General features: G+C 37.7%; 20 protein-coding genes. 14 read left to right on the top strand and 6 right to left on the bottom strand.

Translation table 11 applies throughout. The features are described from left to right. Window position 1 precedes the first annotated feature (1 nt). From CCAL9328_RS00615 to ruvX, 3 genes are read left to right on the top strand one after another with little or no spacing between them, the layout of a single operon-like run. Window positions 2-1264, top strand: coding sequence for a divergent polysaccharide deacetylase family protein (locus tag CCAL9328_RS00615; protein ID WP_169999731.1), 1263 nt, complete (start codon window positions 2-4; stop codon window positions 1262-1264). Next, window positions 1261-2043, top strand: a complete 783-nt coding sequence (gene dprA, locus CCAL9328_RS00610; RefSeq protein WP_169972142.1) for a DNA-processing protein DprA — start codon at window positions 1261-1263, stop codon at window positions 2041-2043. The genes CCAL9328_RS00615 and dprA overlap by 4 nt, the downstream gene beginning before the upstream one ends. Further along, window positions 2040-2423 (top strand): Holliday junction resolvase RuvX, encoded by a 384-nt coding sequence (gene ruvX / locus CCAL9328_RS00605; protein ID WP_169972143.1) that lies wholly within the window; start codon window positions 2040-2042, stop codon window positions 2421-2423. The genes dprA and ruvX overlap by 4 nt, the downstream gene beginning before the upstream one ends. On the opposite strand, the gene CCAL9328_RS00600 is transcribed toward ruvX, so the two are convergent. The 5 genes from CCAL9328_RS00600 to hemW all read right to left on the bottom strand — a co-directional run bounded on the left by CCAL9328_RS00600 (window position 2409) and on the right by hemW (window position 6599). Continuing rightward, window positions 2409-3254, bottom strand: a complete 846-nt coding sequence (locus CCAL9328_RS00600) for a hypothetical protein (protein WP_169999729.1) — start codon at window positions 3252-3254, stop codon at window positions 2409-2411. The genes ruvX and CCAL9328_RS00600 overlap by 15 nt on opposite strands. After that, the gene (gene queA, locus CCAL9328_RS00595) at window positions 3251-4273 is read right to left on the bottom strand and encodes a tRNA preQ1(34) S-adenosylmethionine ribosyltransferase-isomerase QueA (protein WP_169972145.1); all 1023 of its coding nucleotides are present in this window, start codon (window positions 4271-4273) and stop codon (window positions 3251-3253) included. The genes CCAL9328_RS00600 and queA overlap by 4 nt, the downstream gene beginning before the upstream one ends. Further along, window positions 4270-5013 (bottom strand): twin-arginine translocase subunit TatC, encoded by a 744-nt coding sequence (gene tatC / locus CCAL9328_RS00590; protein WP_169936423.1) that lies wholly within the window; start codon window positions 5011-5013, stop codon window positions 4270-4272. The genes queA and tatC overlap by 4 nt, the downstream gene beginning before the upstream one ends. After that, window positions 5013-5483 (bottom strand): Sec-independent protein translocase protein TatB, encoded by a 471-nt coding sequence (gene tatB, locus CCAL9328_RS00585; RefSeq protein WP_169936425.1) that lies wholly within the window; start codon window positions 5481-5483, stop codon window positions 5013-5015. The genes tatC and tatB overlap by 1 nt, the downstream gene beginning before the upstream one ends. A gap of 69 nt (window positions 5484-5552) precedes the next feature. Next, window positions 5553-6599: a radical SAM family heme chaperone HemW gene (hemW, locus tag CCAL9328_RS00580; protein ID WP_169972146.1), complete on the bottom strand. Its 1047-nt coding sequence runs from the start codon at window positions 6597-6599 to the stop codon at window positions 5553-5555. A gap of 98 nt (window positions 6600-6697) precedes the next feature. Between hemW and CCAL9328_RS00575 the strand changes: the two genes are divergently transcribed. Genes CCAL9328_RS00575 through cmoA form a run of 9 tightly spaced genes read left to right on the top strand, consistent with a single transcriptional unit; the run spans window position 6698 to window position 14845 of the window. Next, on the top strand, window positions 6698-7162 hold the full coding sequence (locus CCAL9328_RS00575) for an RNA pyrophosphohydrolase (protein ID WP_169936429.1): 465 nt from the start codon (window positions 6698-6700) through the stop codon (window positions 7160-7162). Then, entirely contained in the window at window positions 7162-8361 is a 1200-nt protein-coding gene (locus CCAL9328_RS00570) for an aspartate kinase (protein ID WP_169936431.1), read from the top strand. The genes CCAL9328_RS00575 and CCAL9328_RS00570 overlap by 1 nt, the downstream gene beginning before the upstream one ends. Beyond that, window positions 8361-8903 (top strand): HobA family DNA replication regulator, encoded by a 543-nt coding sequence (locus tag CCAL9328_RS00565; RefSeq protein WP_169936433.1) that lies wholly within the window; start codon window positions 8361-8363, stop codon window positions 8901-8903. Before CCAL9328_RS00570 ends, CCAL9328_RS00565 begins: the two co-directional genes overlap by 1 nt. Further along, a complete protein-coding gene (locus tag CCAL9328_RS00560; RefSeq protein ID WP_169936435.1) occupies window positions 8904-9524 on the top strand; it encodes a DNA polymerase III subunit delta' in 621 nt (206 codons plus the stop codon). Next, window positions 9521-10672 carry a dihydropteroate synthase gene (folP, locus tag CCAL9328_RS00555; protein WP_169999727.1) on the top strand — a complete coding sequence of 384 codons (1152 nt, stop codon included), beginning with the start codon at window positions 9521-9523 and terminating at the stop codon, window positions 10670-10672. The genes CCAL9328_RS00560 and folP overlap by 4 nt, the downstream gene beginning before the upstream one ends. 2 nt (window positions 10673-10674) lie before the next feature. After that, complete coding sequence (gene ligA / locus CCAL9328_RS00550) at window positions 10675-12618, top strand: NAD-dependent DNA ligase LigA (RefSeq protein WP_169999725.1); 1944 nt, start codon at window positions 10675-10677, stop codon at window positions 12616-12618. Next, the gene (gene tlyA, locus CCAL9328_RS00545) at window positions 12608-13315 is read left to right on the top strand and encodes a 23S rRNA (cytidine-2'-O)-methyltransferase TlyA (RefSeq protein ID WP_169936441.1); all 708 of its coding nucleotides are present in this window, start codon (window positions 12608-12610) and stop codon (window positions 13313-13315) included. The genes ligA and tlyA overlap by 11 nt, the downstream gene beginning before the upstream one ends. After that, entirely contained in the window at window positions 13281-14144 is an 864-nt protein-coding gene (locus CCAL9328_RS00540; RefSeq protein ID WP_169936443.1) for a bifunctional riboflavin kinase/FAD synthetase, read from the top strand. Before tlyA ends, CCAL9328_RS00540 begins: the two co-directional genes overlap by 35 nt. Further along, window positions 14141-14845 (top strand): carboxy-S-adenosyl-L-methionine synthase CmoA, encoded by a 705-nt coding sequence (cmoA, locus tag CCAL9328_RS00535; RefSeq protein WP_169999723.1) that lies wholly within the window; start codon window positions 14141-14143, stop codon window positions 14843-14845. The genes CCAL9328_RS00540 and cmoA overlap by 4 nt, the downstream gene beginning before the upstream one ends. 33 nt (window positions 14846-14878) lie before the next feature. Here cmoA and rpsO read toward each other — a convergent pair whose 3' ends face one another. Further along, window positions 14879-15151: a 30S ribosomal protein S15 gene (gene rpsO / locus CCAL9328_RS00530; RefSeq protein ID WP_169936449.1), complete on the bottom strand. Its 273-nt coding sequence runs from the start codon at window positions 15149-15151 to the stop codon at window positions 14879-14881. A 189-nt stretch (window positions 15152-15340) separates the two neighbouring features. On the opposite strand from rpsO, the gene CCAL9328_RS00525 reads away from it, so the two are divergent. Continuing rightward, a complete protein-coding gene (locus CCAL9328_RS00525; RefSeq protein WP_169936451.1) occupies window positions 15341-15745 on the top strand; it encodes an RrF2 family transcriptional regulator in 405 nt (134 codons plus the stop codon). A gap of 2 nt (window positions 15746-15747) precedes the next feature. Next, window positions 15748-17937, top strand: coding sequence for a flagellar biosynthesis protein FlhA (flhA, locus tag CCAL9328_RS00520; protein ID WP_169999721.1), 2190 nt, complete (start codon window positions 15748-15750; stop codon window positions 17935-17937). The last annotated feature ends 10 nt before the right edge of the window (window positions 17938-17947 follow it).

The following is a 17947-nucleotide window of genomic DNA, read 5'->3' as shown; positions in this document are numbered from 1 at the left end:
CTTGAATAAAAAAAAGACCACAAAAGGGCGCTCTAAAAAATCCCTCAAAGGGCGTCCTTTAAATAAAACATTTCTTGGTATCGCGCTTTTATCCTTGCTTATCATCATAACACTGATAGTCGCGCTCAACCAAAAATCAGACAAAACAGCAAATATAAATCAAACCACTATAAATGTAAAAAATGTAACTACCATAACCGATAAAAGGGTTGAAGATATAAAAAAACCCGTCCAAAAACAACATAAGGTAGTAAAATTTGATGAAGATGAAAATTTAACTAAAATTTTTATAGACCCAAAAAACAAAGATGAAATTTTTAAAAATCAAAAGCCTCAAATTTATCAAAAACAAAAAGATGAAACCGAAGTAAATGCATCGATAAAGCACGAAATAAAAGATGTTGAAAAAGATACAAAAAAAGAGTCGCCGGTAAAAACACAAGATAAATTTAATGAAGATAACGTTAGTAAAAAAATACCTCAAGAAAAAATACAAGAAAAGCAAATTTCAAAAAAAGATGAAAACAAAACCGCAAAACAAGCAACTCAATCCGATAAAAAGCCACTGCCCAAAGAGGAGGCTTTTGTGCCACTCACACCTACAAAAAGCCTTTTTGGAAAGCCAAAACTTGTTATTATAATAGACGACGTGGCGACTTTTGAACATGTAAATATGATACGCTCAACCGGACTTAAACTAACTCCTTCTATATTTCCGGCAACCAAGGCTCACCCTGATACGCCAAAGATAGCCCAAGGTTTTGAGTTTTTTATGATACATCTTCCTATGCAAGCTAAAAATTTTAAAAGACCCGAGATCGGCACTTTAAATGTAACAGATAGTTATGAAAGTATGCTTGAGAGGGTTAAAAAGATAAGAGCTGACTTTCCAAAGGCGGTATATATAAATAATCACACCGGGTCAAAATTTACGAGCAATTTCGATGCTATGGACAGGGCTTATCGTGCGCTTTTAAGTCAAAATTTTGTATTTGTAGATAGTCGAACTATAGGCACAAGCGTAGTTGCCAAAGTCGTAAGCAAATATTCAAAACCATACATCTCGAGAGATGTATTTTTAGACGATGACCCATCAAGATCAGCCGTAAAAAGAGAGCTTGAAAATGCCGTAAGGATAGCCAAAAAACGCTCTTACGCTATAGCTATCGGTCATCCTAAGAAAAACACTATAGACATCATTAAAGAGAGCAAAAACACCATCTTAAAAGATGTAGAAGTGGTTTATCTTAAAGAAATTTTATGAAAATTCTAGCAAAAGATAAATTTATAAGTAAGTTAGATAGGCTTACAAATCCTCCAAAAGAGCTTTACTATGAGGGTGATATAGATCTTTTAGCCATGCCAAAAGTAGCGGTTGTGGGCTCAAGAAAAGCCAGTGTCTATACAAAAGAGTGCGTTGCTAGACTTTGTGCAAGTCTTAAAAACCATAATGTTTGCGTGGTAAGCGGAGGTGCACTGGGCGTCGATATAGCTGCACATAAAGCCGCCATGCCCTTAACGATCGGAGTTTTTGCGACTGGGCTTGATACCTTTTATCCTAGTTCAAATTCAAAATTTATAAAAGAAATTTATGATAAGGGGCTAGCACTAAGCGAATACAGCCCAGGCTCGCCTGCCATAGGATATAAATTTCTTGAGCGTAACCGCATAGTAGTCGCTCTCTCGCAAGCTCTTGTGGTAGCCCAGGCAGACTTAAAAAGCGGCTCCATGCAAAGTGCCAGACTTGCCGGAGAGCTTGGCGTTCCAGTATTTGTCCTGCCTCAACGAATGGGTGAAAGCGAGGGGACAAATATGCTTTTAGCAAAAGGTAAGGCAAAACTGATAAATGATTTTGATGAATTTTCTTCGCAATTTGGACTTTGTCTAAACAAAACGCCTGCACGAAATGATGATATTTTAGAATTTTGTAAAGACTTTGTTTCGCTTGAAAAGGCACTTGCAAAATTTGGCGATAAAATTTACGAATACGAATTGGAAGGCTTAGTGGAGATTATAAATTTAAAGGTAAAAAGTAAGATATGAATGAAAAATTTATGGCGATAGATGTTGGGCTTAAGCGGATAGGTGTTGCCTTTGGAGTAGGGCAAGTTGTTTTGCCCCAAGAGCCCATACTTCGTAAAAATCGCAACCAAGCCGCTCGTGACGTGTCGCAAAGAGTTGCAGAGTATGGAGTAAATGTTTTAGTTGTAGGCTTACCGCTTGGCGGAAGTAGTGAGGATGAGATGAGGCGTAGGATAGAACATTTTGTATCACTTCTTGAATTTGGCGGGCGCATAGTCTATCAAGATGAGAGTTTAAGTAGTTTTGAGGCGAGTGAAATTTATACAGATACAAAGCGCGACGGGAAGCTTGACAGCATGGCTGCTGCGGTTATACTTAAGCGATACTTAGGAGTTGTTTAACACTCCGCCCCTAACTCTTTCTTTTCTTTCATAACACATATCAAGCACTGCTCGCAAGATATCATAAGAGTATGGTTCTCTTAAGATGATGAGTTCTTGTTTGATTTCTGGCTTAAAGATCTCATCTGTTTCGCAAATCGCTACTATGCAAAAATGTTTCATCTTTTTAAATTTTAGTAGTTCGTTTAAATTTTGCTCATCTTCTAAAAATACCTTTTGGACAAAGACTAGATCAGGGTTATATATAGCGTCTGTAATGTGTTGTTTTAAGCTTTCATAGTCACTGCTTGGCTTTACGTTTATACCTATAAATTTTAGTTGATTTGAGAGGATTTTAAAGCCGTTTTTATTGTCGTAAGCAATTATGGCGTTGTAGTTTTTCATAGCTTGATTATTGATGTCAAGGCTTTTTGTGGGTTGTGCGTCGGAAGCCAACTCGACTTCTATATCAAGGATAAAGTTGCCGTTTTTATCTTGTCGTATGATGATACCGGCTTTATCACCATACTCTTTTGCCGCGTTTAGTAGTTCTTGGTCAAATTCTTTAAGTCGTTCGCTTGATGAGATTAGGATATTAAAAAGGATCCTATTTGTATTATAGTTGGCTAGTTTAAATTTGATTAAAATTTCACATTCACTTTGAAAAAAAAGAAAAATTTTAGTCAAATTTTCTATACATTTTATCGTATTAGAAGCGTCTATCTTATATACACGCGGATATGATGGGTCGTATTCGAAAAGTATGGTATTCGCATGTCTCTCGCCGTCGTAGTATATGGTCTCTAAGAATAAATTTATTCTTTCTATAAAGTCTATCTCTTTAAGTTTCATATGATAAGCATCCCATCTCCGTATGAGTAAAAACGGTATTTTTCATTGATAGCGGTTTGATAAATTTGCATTGTTTTTTCAAGGCCGATAAAACTTGTTACGAGCATTATTAGAGTTGATTTTGGTAGATGAAAATTTGTAAGTAAATAGTTTTGTCGGATCGGCGGGTTGTTTAAATTTAAAAACAACTTGCAAAATCCGCTTGCGCTATTGCTTCTGGCAAATTCTTCCACGCACCTAGTTACGGTTGTGCCAACTCCTAAAATTTTCTTATCGCTTTTTATAAGCTCTTGGGTGTTTTGCGGTATGTCATAAAATTCAGAATGCATGATATGATCTTTGATATTATTACACTCTACGCCTTTAAATGTTCCTGCTCCCACGTGCAAAGTTAGATATGAAATTTCATGATCTTTTTTGATGTTATCTATCATGTCCTCGCTAAAGTGCAAGCTTGCAGTCGGCGCGGCTACAGCTCCGCTGGTTTTAGCAAATATACTTTGATACCAGCTCTCATCATCTTTAGTGTCGGCTCGTTTTATATATGGCGGTAGTGGCACATGTCCGATCTTTTCAAGTTCGCAAAAAAGATCCGATGCGCTTAGTTCCAAATTTGATCTATAAAATTTAACCGCACGCGTGCCGTCGCTGTTTAAAGCTAAAACTTTTGCACTTATGCCATTATCAAAATTTAAGATAGAATTTTCTTTAACCCTGCCTCTGATATAACAGCTAAATTTGTTCTCTCCAAGTGGTTGGTTAAGCATTATTTCGCAAGCCCCACCGCTTTGTTTATATCCTAAAATTCGTGCTTTTATAACTTTTGTATCATTAAATATAACCGCGGTATCTTTTGGTATAAGCTCTGCTAAATTTTTAAATTTAAGGTGATGTATCTCGTCTTTATCTTTAAGATAAACTAGTAAGCGAGCCTCTTCTTTTGGTAAGATAGGTTCGCTTGCGATAAGGCTTGGCGGGAGATTATAATCGTAACTAAGAATGTCGTTTATATCTTTCATTTCTCGTTTTCTTGTGCGGGCTCTTCGTCCTCTTCTTTTTTGTTTGCCGACTTGGCGATAAGTATAGAAAGACCATAAAGACCCATAAGTGGAAATGCCATTAAAAATTGGCTTATAACATCAGGCGGAGTAACGATAGCTGAAAAGATAAATATAATAACAACTGCGTATCTAAAGTATTTTTTAAGCATGATGTCATCAACAAGACCAAGTTTTGCAAAGAAAAATGTTATAACAGGAAGCTCAAAGGCGATACCAAATGCCACTAAAAGTTTGGTAAAAAATCCCACGTATTCGCCGATACTAGGAAGTGCGGTAAAGAGTTGTCCGCCAAAATTTACCAAAAACGTAAAGCCAAGCGGTATAACTACGTAGTAACAAAAAGCCGCACCGCATAAGAACATTATCGTTGCCGCAAGCACAAAAGGAACGACGTATTTTTTCTCGTTTTCATAAAGTCCGGGTGCTACAAATAGCCAAAACTGCCAAAATATAATAGGCAAAGAAACGATAAGTCCGGCAAAAAATGCAACTTTCATCGCCGTAAAAAACGGCTCTTGCACTTGCGTAAAGATGATGTTACTTCCATCCGGTAAGACGGCCTTTAAAGGCTCGGTCATCCATGCTAGGATCGGGTTCCAAACCGTAAAACAAACAACAAAAGCAAGAATAACGCTTGCTACGCTAAGACCAAGCCTCTTTCTAAGTTCAACTAAATGCGGTTTTAACTCTTCAAACATTATGCCTCTTTGTTTTGATTTTCTATATTTTTGTTTTCGGTTTTAATACTGTTTTGGCTTTGAGTGTCTTGTTTAGGGCTTTCACCGCTGCCTAAAACTGCGTCTTTTATAGCTTCGGTAGGGTTTTTAACACTATCAACAGCCTTTTTTACTCCGCTAACGGCATCGTTTAACCCACCCGTAATATCGTTTACACCGCTTTTTAAAGCATCAAGCTCTTCAAAAGTTAGTTTTTTTCGCACGTTTTCAGTGGTTTTTTCTAAATTTTCGCGGTATTTTTTAGCATCTTCTTTTAGTTCTGCTATCTTCATCTCTTGATCAAAGGTTGATTTGGCGTCATTCACGCCTTTTTTGAGCATTTTGAAAAATTTAGCTATCTGTATCATCGTGTCAGGAAGCTTCTCAGGTCCAAGAACTAAGACTGCTATCACGGCTATTATAAGTACTTCCGAAAAACTCATACCAAACATTTTTGTCCCTATTTTATTAAATTAAGCTCAACATTTTAGCTTTATTTTGCTCAAAGTTAAATAAATTTTTTAGCCGACGATAAATAATGCGATCTCGTCTGCAAGTAGGAAATTTTTAACAAAGTATTTGCCGTCTTTAAAGGCTAATTTTCGGCTTTTTCTTAAAATTTCCGCTCGCTCTTGCTCGTGTTTATTGAGCCACGAAGCTTCTATGCCTACGATACTTCTTGCTCCTAGAAAGATCCTTTCAAATTTCATATCGTTTTTACTTAAAATTTCGTATGTTTTTTGTGTGGGATCTGCTATAAATTTCTCTAAATTTGCACATGCGGTAAATCGAAAATCATCACAAAAGCCAACTGCATAAGCGCCTATGGCTGCATAGTCCTTACCTTGCCAATACCCTAGGTTATGCTTGCAAATTTCGCCAAAATTTGAAATTTCGTATTGCTTTAAGCCGATATTTTCTATCTCATTCATTATAAATTTAGCCAGTATCGGGCTATCCTTTTTATACTCGTTTTTACGAAAAAACGGAGTATTTGGTTCAAGTGTTAGCGAGTAAGCACTAACGTGTGAAATTTCTAAATTTTTAATGTTTTCAACCTCCTTGGAGAGTCTTTTTTTTGTGTCAAATTTCGTGCCGTAAATCAAATCTATATTGATATTTTTAAAGCCTGAAATTTTAGCATTTTTAACGGCTTGATAAATTTGCTTTGCATCGTGTGTTCTTCCTAGAAATTTTAGCTTGTCTTCAAAGAAACTTTGAGCGCCGAAACTTATGCGATTAACCCCTAAGTTTCGCATTTGTGTAAGCCAGTTTGTATCTGCTGAGTTTGGATTTGCCTCGCTTGTTATCTCGCAATCTTTTTGACAAAAAGATAAAATCTGCTCAAAAAGCGGTTCGTAAAATTTGGCATCAACGGCGCTTGGAGTCCCTCCACCGATAAACACGCTTTTAAAATTTCTTATCTTAAATTTTTGAATTTGAAATTTCAAGTCTTTTAGTAACGCATCAAAATAACTTTTAGCTAGATTATCTTTGCCTACGACTGAGCCAAATGCGCAGTAATGGCATTTGCTTTCGCAAAATGGAATGTGTATATAAAGTAACAAATTTTCTCTTTCTTAATTTTTTGTATTTTAGCCTAAATAAATTTAAAGCCGAATTTGGTTAAAATCAAAGCCAAAAATTTATAAATAGGGCAAGGAAGATGCAGAAAAACTACAGACCAAATGTTGCAGCTGTCATTCTTTCAAGTGCATATCCGTTTAAATGTGAAATTTTTGTAGCTCGCAGGGTTGATTTGAGTGATGTATGGCAGTTTCCGCAAGGAGGCATAGACAAGGGCGAAGAACCTAAAGACGCGCTTTTAAGAGAGCTTGAGGAGGAGATCGGAACTCGTGATGTTGAAATTTTATACGAGTATCCAGAGTGGCTTAGCTATGATTTTCCGATTAATGCAAAAAAGAAATTGTATCCGTTTGATGGGCAGACGCAAAAGTATTTTTTAGTTCGTCTAAAGTCGAATGCAAGAGTAAATTTAAATACAAAGCACCCGGAATTTAACGAATTTAAATTTATAAATGTCAAAAATGTACTTGATGAGATAAACCACTTTAAAAAGCCTATTTATATCAAGGCTTTAAGTTTTTTTAAAGAGAAAGGATTTTTTTAATGCTGATTGTTCAAAAATTTGGCGGAACGAGCGTCGGAACGCTTGAGCGTATCGAAGCGGTGGCAAATCGCGTAATAGAAACCAAAAATGCGGGAGCAGACGTGGTGGTGGTAGTGTCTGCGATGAGTGGCGTTACAAACCAACTTGTAGAATACGGCGAGCATTTTTCAAAACATCCAGACGGTGTTGCTATGGATATGCTTTTAAGCTCTGGCGAACAAGTAACTACGGCGATACTATCCATAGCTTTAAATGCAAAAGGATATGAAGCAGTCGGTTTAACCGGTGCAATGGCAGGCATAATCACCGATGATATTCATACAAAAGCTCGCATTGAAAAAATAGACACAAAACGTATAAAAAAAGAACTAAATTCAGGCAAGATAGTTGTGGTAGCAGGCTTTCAAGGCATAGATGAGCACGGCAATATAACAACCTTAGGTCGTGGCGGAAGCGACCTTAGCGCAGTTGCGCTTGCGGGAGCCTTAAAGGCTGATCTATGTGAAATTTTTACAGATGTAGATGGTGTTTATACTACCGATCCTAGGATAGAAAAAAAGGCCAGAAAGCTTGAAAAGATCAGCTATGACGAGATGTTGGAGCTTGCAAGTGCCGGAGCAAAAGTGCTTCAAAACCGCTCTGTAGAGATGGCCAAAAAACTTAACGTCAAGCTAGTAACAAGAAGTAGCTTTAACCACAACGAAGGAACATTAATAACTCAGGAGGATAGTATGGAAGCAGTTTTAGTAAGCGGAATAGCACTAGATAAAAATCAAGCAAGAGTAACTTTACGCGGTGTGGTTGATAAACCGGGCATAGCTGCTGAAATTTTTACCGCTTTGGCAAATGAAAATATAAATGTGGATATGATTATACAAAATGTAGGGCTTGACGGAACAACAAATTTAGGCTTTACGGTGCCTCAAAACGAGCTTGAAATAGCAAAAGAAACTATGCAGAAACTAAATGCCGCAAAACACGTAGAGTATGATGATGCGATAGTTAAAGTTTCTATCGTGGGCGTTGGTATGAAAAGTCATAGTGGCGTAGCGTGTTTAGCGTTTGAGACGCTTGCAAAAGAGGGCATAAACATACAAATGATCTCCACAAGTGAGATAAAAATTTCTTTAGTTGTGGATCAAAAATACGGTGAACTTGCAGTGCGTGTATTGCATGAAGCGTATAAGCTAGATAAATAATGCAAGATCTCATAAAATGGACACTCGAAGCGATCAGAAACGAAGGATCGCTTATGAGTTGGATGGAGGAGCGAAGGGTTGAATGGACTCCTCTTTTGGCTTCAAGACTAAAATACCTCCTTGATGGCAGGACTTTTATCGTTATAACGGACGACGAGAGGACTTGGTTTGAGGAGTATTTGATTAAAAAGATCAACAGAGCCTCAAGCGCAAGACCGCTTTTGCCGTTTGTTAGCCTTCGTGCGCTTTATCCAATGCTTGATGAAATAAACTCTAAAGAACAAATTTTACTTCTTGAGGATATGTTAAGCCTTGCTTTTCCAAACGGATATGTGTATTTTTACATCGGAAAAAGCGTCGATAAAAGATCTCAGATCGCAAAGGGTGCTGACGATAGCTATATGTGGCTCTTTGATGAGCAGGCGCAAAATAGCTTTTATCTAAGCTCAAATGATGAAAATTTAGACATAAAACTTATAACTTTATTTAGACTTTTTGATAAAAGTATCGATGCGGTACTTTTTGCAAAGGTTGTTTTGTAAATGCTTAATAAAATCGTTATAACAAACGATTTTAGCTCTTTGCAATTAGAGCTTGAAAATGAGTTTGAGAGTAAAAATTTAAGATTTTTTATTAGCGATGATTTTTTGCTAGAAAATGCAAAAGAGGTCGTAAACGAAGCCTATATAGCGGAAAAAGAAGAAAAACTTCTGGTTATAATGGCAAAAAACTACAAAACAGAAGCGCAAAATTCGCTTCTAAAAATCATCGAAGAACCCCCTAGAAATGTTAAATTTTTAATCGCAACAAACTCTAAAAATTTACTTTTACAAACTATTCGTTCGCGTATGATCGTTGAGAATAGACTTGAAAAACCGAAGCAAATGGATATAAATTTAAACCTAAAAAGCCTTGATTTAAAAGATGTTATGAAATTTATAGATGAGTATATAGAGCTTGAGCGTTCTGAAAATTTCGATAAAAACGAACTAAAATCGCTTATAAGCACTGTGATCATTAAAGCCTGTGAAGCCGGATTTAAATTTAGCGCGGATGAGCTTGAATATTTTTATAAGCTGATGATTTTAGCCGACTTGAATGCTAAATGCACGCAACTGCTTACTCCTTTAATGTTGATTATTTTACAAAAGGGACGTCCTTGAAATTTTATAAAATAAACGAAAATTCCGACTTTAACGCACTTTGTGAATACATAAAACCAAGCCCTGGCGGGATAAATATAATGTCAAAAAAGAGCGAATTAAATTTTGTACTAATCGATGATATCCGCTCTCCTGCGGCAAATATCCTAAAGCAAGATGTCATTAGCGTTGGAGCTGAGCTTGTTACGCACAAGGATACGATATTTGGCATGCAGTTAAATTCTTCTGCGCTTTTAATGGGTACAAATGCGCAATTTCAAGCACTTTCAAAGAAGGAGAAATTGCAGGATTTTGGTCTTAAAAATTTGGCTGTATTTTTAGGTAAAAGTTTTGTTAAACCAAGACAAGCCCAGATCATGGGTGTTTTAAACATAAATAAAGATAGCTTTAACGAAAACAGTCGCATAACGGGCGATAATGGAATTTCCCGTATAGAAAAGATGATAGAGCAAGGTGCTAGATATATCGATCTTGGCGGCGTAAGCTCAAGACCTGGAAGCGTTTATCCAGGAAGAGATGAGGAATTTGATCGCATAAAAGATATTGTTAGTGAAATTTATAGGCAAAAATTATACGAAAAGGTTGAGTTTAGCCTTGATAGTTTTGATGAGTACTGCCTGGAATTTGCTCTAAATCACGGCTTTAGCGTGATAAATGATATAACCGCAAATGAAAATTTAGCCTCTCTTGCTGCAAGATATGATGCGCAATTTTGCATGATGCATATGCTTGGTGATCCTGCGACAATGCAAATCGCTCCGCATTATGACGACTTGATGGGCGAGATAGATGAATTTTTTGCTCAAAAAATAGAGCGAGCAACAGCACTTGGTGCTAAGAAATTAATTTTAGATGTCGGGATAGGATTTGGCAAGACTGCTGAACAAAATATGCTTTTAATCAAACATCTTTCGCATTTTTTGCATTTTGGATATCCGCTTTTAATCGGCGCAAACAGAAAATCAGTCATAAATCACTATGTAAAAACAGATGTCAAAGACAGGCTTCCGGGCTCGCTTTATCTACATCTAAAAGCCTATGAAAACGGAGCAAGTATAATCCGCACTCACGATGTTGGCGAGCATGTGCAGATGTTTGCTTTGCATAGCGGGATGCAAAATGTAAATTTATGGCAGGATAAGGCTTGATAATGACAAAAACAGAGTATGAAAATGCCGTTGAGACGTTAAATTCTTGGGCAAAGGCGTATTACGAGCTTGACGAGCCGATTGCTAGCGACGAAGAGTATGATGGGCTGTATCATGAAATTTTAGAGTATGAAAGGTTAAGTCCAAAAGATATTTCGATATTTTCTCCTACTACTCGTGTTGGAGGAGGAGTGAGTGAGGGTTTTAGCAAAGCCTCTCATATAAAACGCATGTGGAGCATGGAAGACATCTTTACCCATGCAGAACTTATGGCATGGATAAAACGCGGCGAAAAAGAAAATTTAAGCTTTGTTGTTGAGCCTAAATTTGACGGAGCTAGCTTAAATTTACTCTATGAAGACGGAGTTTTGGTTAGAGCCATCACAAGGGGGGACGGCGTGGTCGGAGAAGATGTGACAAATAACGCCAAAACGATAAAGTCCATTCCTTTGAGGATAGATTACGATAAACGAATAGAAATTAGAGGCGAGGTCGTTATAAAAAAAGATGACTTTGATATGATAAATGAGCAAAGGGCAAAGGATGGCGAAATGCCACTTTCAAATCCCAGAAATGCAGCTGCAGGTAGTTTAAGGCAGCTTGATAGTGCTGTAACGGCAAAGCGTAAACTTTTATTTATCCCGTGGGGGGTTGGTGAAAATAGCTTAAATTTTACGCGCCATAGCGAGATTATGAATTTTGTTAGAAATTTGGGCTTTGAACAGGATGAATTTTTTAAAATTTTAACCACCGATATGCTTGATGATGCTTACAAGGAGCTTTTGGCAAAGCGCGATGAAAAAAGCATCATGATGGATGGCATGGTTGTAAGGGTTGATGATTTGCAGCGTTGCGAGGAGCTTGGTTATACGGTTAAATTTCCAAAATTCATGGTAGCTTATAAATTTCCTGCCATAGAAAAAACTACGCGTTTGCTTGATGTTGCCCTTCAAGTAGGAAGAAGCGGTGTCGTAACTCCGGTTGGAGTGCTTGAAGAGGTTGTTATAGACGGCGCTCGCGTAAAGTCGGCAACACTTCATAACTTTGACGAGATAGAGCGCCTTGGGGTTATGAGAGGTGACATGATAAGCGTGATACGCTCAGGCGATGTCATACCAAAGATAACGGGAGTATTCAAAGAAAGAAGAGATGGAACGCAAACACCGATAATGCGTCCTCAAATTTGTCCTGAGTGCGGTTCACATCTACTTGATGAGGGTGTTTTTATAAAGTGTCAAAATTTAGACTGTAAGGCTAGAGTAATAAACTCAATCATTCATTATGCCTCTAAAAAATGTCTAAACATAGACGGGCTTGGCGATGCTATCATAAATTTGCTTTATGAAAAGGGCATCATCTCAAAGGTTATAGACATCTACTCGATAAAATTTGATGACTTGATAGGACTTGAAGGCTTTAAAGATAAAAAGATCAACAATTTGCTAAAAGCTATAGAAGATAGCAAAAACGCCAGCCTTGCAAGATTTATATCAGGGCTTGGATGTGAGCATATCGGCGAGGTTGCGGCTAAAAAGATAGAGCAGATTTTTGGAGATAGATGGCTTGAGGCAAGCTATGATGAGGTTAAAAATTTAGAGGGTTTTGGCGAGCAAATGGCTAAAAGCTTGATCGAATTTATCGAAGTAAATCACCAAAGTATCAAAGAGCTAGCGGGGATCGTTAAGCCCGTAGCTTTAAAACTAGAGATAAAAACAAACGCCTTTAGCGGCAAAACCTTTGTTATAACGGGTACTTTGAGTCGCTCACGCGATGAGTTTAAAAGCGAACTAGAAAGCTACGGAGCCAAGGTTGCCGGCTCGGTTTCTAAAAAAACAGACTTTGTTTTAGCAGGTAGCGAAGCAGGTAGCAAGCTTGATAAAGCACTTGAACTTGGCGTAAGTGTGATCGATGAAGAGCGATATGAAAGCATGAAAAATGAGATTTGATTTATACGTCGCGCAAGAGTTAAATATCAGCCGAAACAAGGCAAGCGAGCTTATAAAAAACGGCAAGATCGCACTAAATGATGAAATTTGCGATAAGGTTAGCCTTGACGTGCAAGGCGGAAAAGTGGGGCTTCTTGATGAAATTTACGTTGGGCGAGGGGCATTAAAACTAAAAAGCTACCTAAAAAGCAAAAAAATTGAAATTTATGGCAAAAATGCCCTTGATATAGGTTCTAGCACAGGCGGGTTTATGCAGATCTTGCTGGCTAATGGCGTAAAAAGCGTCACTGGTGTTGATGTTGGAAGTGACCAGTTGGATACTTGCTTGCGCAAAGACGAGCGCGTTAAAATTTATGAAAATACAGATGTTCGTCTCTTTAAAAGCAGTGATAAATTCGAGCTTATTACCTGTGACGTTAGCTTTATATCTGTGGTTGAAATTTTAGAGGCTATTGATAGAAACGCCGATAGAAACGCGATGATCATCATACTTTTTAAACCTCAATTTGAAGTAGGAAAAGATGTAAAACGCAACAAAAAAGGCGTTGTAACCGATAAAAATGCAGTCTTACTTGCGATGAAAAAATTTGAACTCGCGTGCGCAAAGTTTGGTTGGACGCTTCTTGATACAATGGAGTGCGAGATAAAAGGAAAGGAAGGAAATGCCGAATTTTTCTACACTTTTAACAAAAGATAACATAACAGCGGTTGCGATAGGGCATTTTGACGGTATTCATCGCGGTCATAAACAGCTTTTAAAAAGGCTTGGTCAATACGGCGGACTTGTTATAATCGATAAAAATAAAGCTAATATCACGCCAAAGTTAAAACGCGCTGAATACTCAAGCTATCCGTGTTTTTTGTATGATTTTGAAAGCATTAAAGGACTTAGCGGCGAAGAGTTTATCGCTCTTTTAAAGCGCGATTTTAAAAATTTAAAAAAGATAGTCGTCGGATTTGATTTTAGGTTTGGAAGAAATAGAGCTTGGGACAAGCGCGATTTGATGCGTATTTTTGATGGAGAGGTTGATGTTGTTGATGAGTATTGTTTTAACGAAATGGGTGTGCATAGCTCTACCATACGTGAATACATCAAAGATGGCAAGATAGCCCATGCAAATGCACTTTTAGGACGCGAGTATTCGATAGAGGGTGATGTCGTAAAAGGGCAAGGCATCGGAGCAAAAGAGCTTGTTCCTACACTAAATTTACGTATCCAGAGCTACTTGCTGCCAAAGGCGGGAGTTTATGCCACAAGAACTAGGATAGGCTATAAGACTTACGGCTCTGTTACGTTTGTGGGCAACCGCGTTAGCACAGATGGCGCTTTTAGCGTTGAAACTCACATCATCGGCGAGGAGGTTCATCCAAGTGCGGAGCGTATCGCGGTTTGTTTTGTTAAGGCGCTTCGTGAAAATAAAAAATTTAACAGCCTCGCCGAGCTCAAAGAGCAGATAAAAAAAGACATAGAGCAAGCAAAACAGTTTAGCGGAGTTTGTGAATTATTTTTAATGAGTCAAAAATGAGAGATGAAATTTTTAAAGAACCGATAAAAAAACAGTTTGAATTTGATGCTTCGGTTGCTAGTGTTTTTGATGATATGATAGGGCGCAGCGTGCCGTTTTATGATGTTAGCGTTAAGCTGATAAGTGAAATTTTGGCCAAAGCTTTACCGCAAAATGCCAAAGTTATCGATCTTGGTTGTTCGACCGCAACTTCGCTTTTAGCTCTTTTTGCCTTTAGGCAAGATCTTTTGCTTTATGGAGTAGATAACTCACAAGCCATGCTTGAAAATGCCCAAAAAAAAGCTAAGGCTTTTGGCGCAAGGATAAATTTTAAAACAGATGATATTTTAAAGTGTGAAATTTCAGGCTTTGATGCGGTGATATTAAATTATACATTACAATTTATCCGCCCTATAAAACGAGCCGAGTTTATATCTAAAATTTATGATGGTTTAAATGAGAACGGAATTTTTGTTTTTAGCGAAAAGATAATTTACGAAGATAAGAAATTTGCAAAAAATATAATAGAAATTTATGAAAACTATAAAGCAGGGCAGGGGTATTCTCGTTACGAGATAGCGCAAAAACGTGAAGCTTTAGAAAATGTTCTTATCCCGTATACCGAAGATGAAAATCGCCAAATGGTTTTAAATGCAGGATTTAAGCGTATCGAAAGTGTGTTTAAGTGGGGGAATTTTGTTAGTTTTGTAGCGTCTAAATAAGATCTAAGAGAGAAACTCTCTTAGAAATTTTTGTTATTTATCTCTTATGCCTAATTCTACGATTAACTTAGAATAAGTAGCGTAGTTTTTGTTTTTAAGATATTTTAAAAGTCTTTTTCTTTGACCGACTAGTTTTAAAAGACCTAGACGTGAAGAGAAGTCTTTTTTGAAAACCTTAAGGTGTTCTGTAAGTTCTGCAATACGAGTTGAAAGAAGTGCTATTTGAACTTCCGGAGAACCTGTATCTCCCTCTTTTCTGGCGAATTTCGCAACTATTTCCGCTTTTTTAGCCGAATCCAAAGCCATGATGACCTCCTGATTGGTGATTTAAAATTAGACGGCGATTATATCATAAAAAACATAAAAATAGATAAAGTGATGTTTTTAATTAAAATAAAATAGTTTTGACGCATATTTGACGCTTTTATGGTTAAGTAAAAATCTAGCAAATTTTTTATAAAATATCTAGCTGATTATACTTTCGAAGGAGAAAATGTGCTTTTTACAAAAGCTAGTGAATACGCACTGCTATCGCTTATACTAATATCTCAAAAATCATCTCCGGTAGATGTTGATACGATATCAAACGAATTACAAATTTCAAAAAGTTTTTTAGCCAAAATTTTACAAAATTTAGCAAAAGAAAAAATTTTAAAATCCTACAAAGGCGCAAACGGCGGTTTCACACTTGAGTGTGATCCAACTACTGTTAGTGTTAAAAAAGTAATAGAATGCGCAGAAAAGCGTCCCATGAGCGTATTTGAGTGCTCCGGCTCTGCCGAAGGCTGTTCTTCGCAAAGGGCTTCAACGTGTCAAATTTGGTCTATGTTTAGCACTCTTCAAAGCAAAGTTGATGAGATGCTTGATGATATAAAACTAAGCGATATTATCAAGAAGTAATCTTGGCAAAGCAAAAAAACACCATCTTAACTCTAGTTGCGCCATTTTTAGCCCCTATTTTACGTTTTAAAAGTCTAAGTATCGTTGGCGTAATCGTGGCGATTTTGGCCATTATTATCGTTCCGCTTCCTGCTGGAGTTCTTGATTTTTTCCTTGCGCTTTCGATCTCAATTTCGGTTTTGATCATTTTAATATCCATCTATGTGCCAAAGCCAACTGATCTTACGACATTTCCGACACTTATACTTATTATCACGCTCTTTCGTCTTTCGCTAAATATCGCTACAACTCGTATGATACTTAGCGAAGGACACAATGGACCAGAGGCGGTAAGTGAGATCATATCAAGTTTTGGGCAGTTTGTCGTCGGTGGAAATTATGTTATAGGCGTTATAGTTTTTTGTATCTTGGTGCTTATAAATTTCATGGTCGTAACAAAAGGCTCAACTCGTGTTTCAGAGGTTCAAGCTCGTTTTACGCTTGACTCGATGCCCGGAAAACAAATGGCGATAGACGCCGACTTAAACGCCGGTTTGATCGATGAAAAAACCGCAAGAGAAAGACGTGAAGCTGTTATTGCGGAGGCAAATTTTTACGGCGCAATGGATGGTTCGTCTAAATTTATAAAAGGTGATGCCGTAGCTGGGATCATCATCACGATTATAAACATCATAGGCGGCTTTGCCATAGGCGCTTTTCAGCATGATCTTGATATGGCAACATCGGCGCAGTACTATACGATATTAACTATCGGAGATGGTTTGGTTAGCCAAATTCCGGGGCTTATCAGCTCTACTGCAACAGCCATTATCATAACACGTGCAAGTAAGGAGAGTGATAACTTTGCCGAAGGCTCGATAAACCAGCTCTTGGGCGATTATAAAACATTATTAATCGTTGGCTTTATACTTTTTATGTTTGCCCTAGTTCCAGGACTTCCAACACTTTCTTTGGGTTTTATAGCGGTGCTATTTTTGGGTCTTGGATATATTATAAAACAAACCAAAGACGGACACATAATGATCCCTGCTGCAGGATCTGCCAAAGCTAAGTCCGCCCAGGGTGCACAAGGCGGCACAGCAGGTCAAATCGCTCATGGTGCAAGTGCCGCAAAACCGGCTAAAAAAAGCGATGAAGAGATAGCAAGAGAGGAAGAGACCAAGATAAACGATATCTTAAAACTTGAAATTTTAGAACTAGATCTTGGTTATGGCTTGTTAAAACTAGCCGATGCCGATCTTATAGAGAGAATTCGTGCCATGCGCCGAAATATCGCTTCTCAATTTGGCTTTTTGATGCCCAAAATTCGTATCAGGGATAATTTGCAACTTCCTCCAAATGAGTATAGGTTTAAGCTAAAAGGTGTCGTGATAGGTCAGGGTGAAATTTATGCGGATAAATTTCTGGCTATGGATAGCGGACTTGTGAGTGAGGATATAGAGGGAATTCCCACAAAAGAGCCGGCATTTGGACTTGATGCCTTATGGATAGACGCAAACACAAAAGAAGACGCCATACTTAGCGGATATACGATAGTTGATCCCGCAAGCGTGATAAGCACTCATATGAGTGAACTTATCAAACAAAACTCAGCCGAACTTTTAACGCGTCAAGAGACGCAAAATTTACTTGATAAACTAAAAACAGACTATCCTGTGGTTGTTGAAGATACATTGCGTATAGCTCCGATAAGCCTTATACAAAAGGTGCTTAAAGCCCTGCTTAAAGATGCGATACCCATTAAAGATCTACTTAGTATACTTGAAGCCATCGGTGATATAGCCGAGGTTACTAAAAATTTAGACATGATAATCGAGCATGTCCGTGCTGCGCTTGCTCGTGCGATAACTTCGCTTTATGTCGATGAAAAAGGCCAGCTTAGCTTTTATATCCTTGATGCCGGCAACCAACAAAAGTTAATGGACGCAGTTCAGTACAAAGACGGCGCTTATCACCTCATGATAAATGTCGCCCAGACTTCATCTATCGTCCAAGCCTTAAGAAGAGAGCGAGAGAAACGACCTATAAGCCATCATGGACCTATGATAATTTGCGTTGAACCTAGTTTGCGTAAATTTATAGCCAATATCTGCTCAAATTTTGGCATCGATATAGTCGTGCTTAGCTTTGCGGAAATTTCCGCAAATACGCCTTTTGAAACAATCGGCGTGATAGAAATAGAAAATTTATAAAAGGAAAATA

The sequence above is a fragment of the Campylobacter sp. RM9328 genome (genome assembly GCF_012978615.1).
Note: the sequence above shows the minus strand (reverse complement) of the source record. Positions and strands in the feature narration are given on the sequence as shown.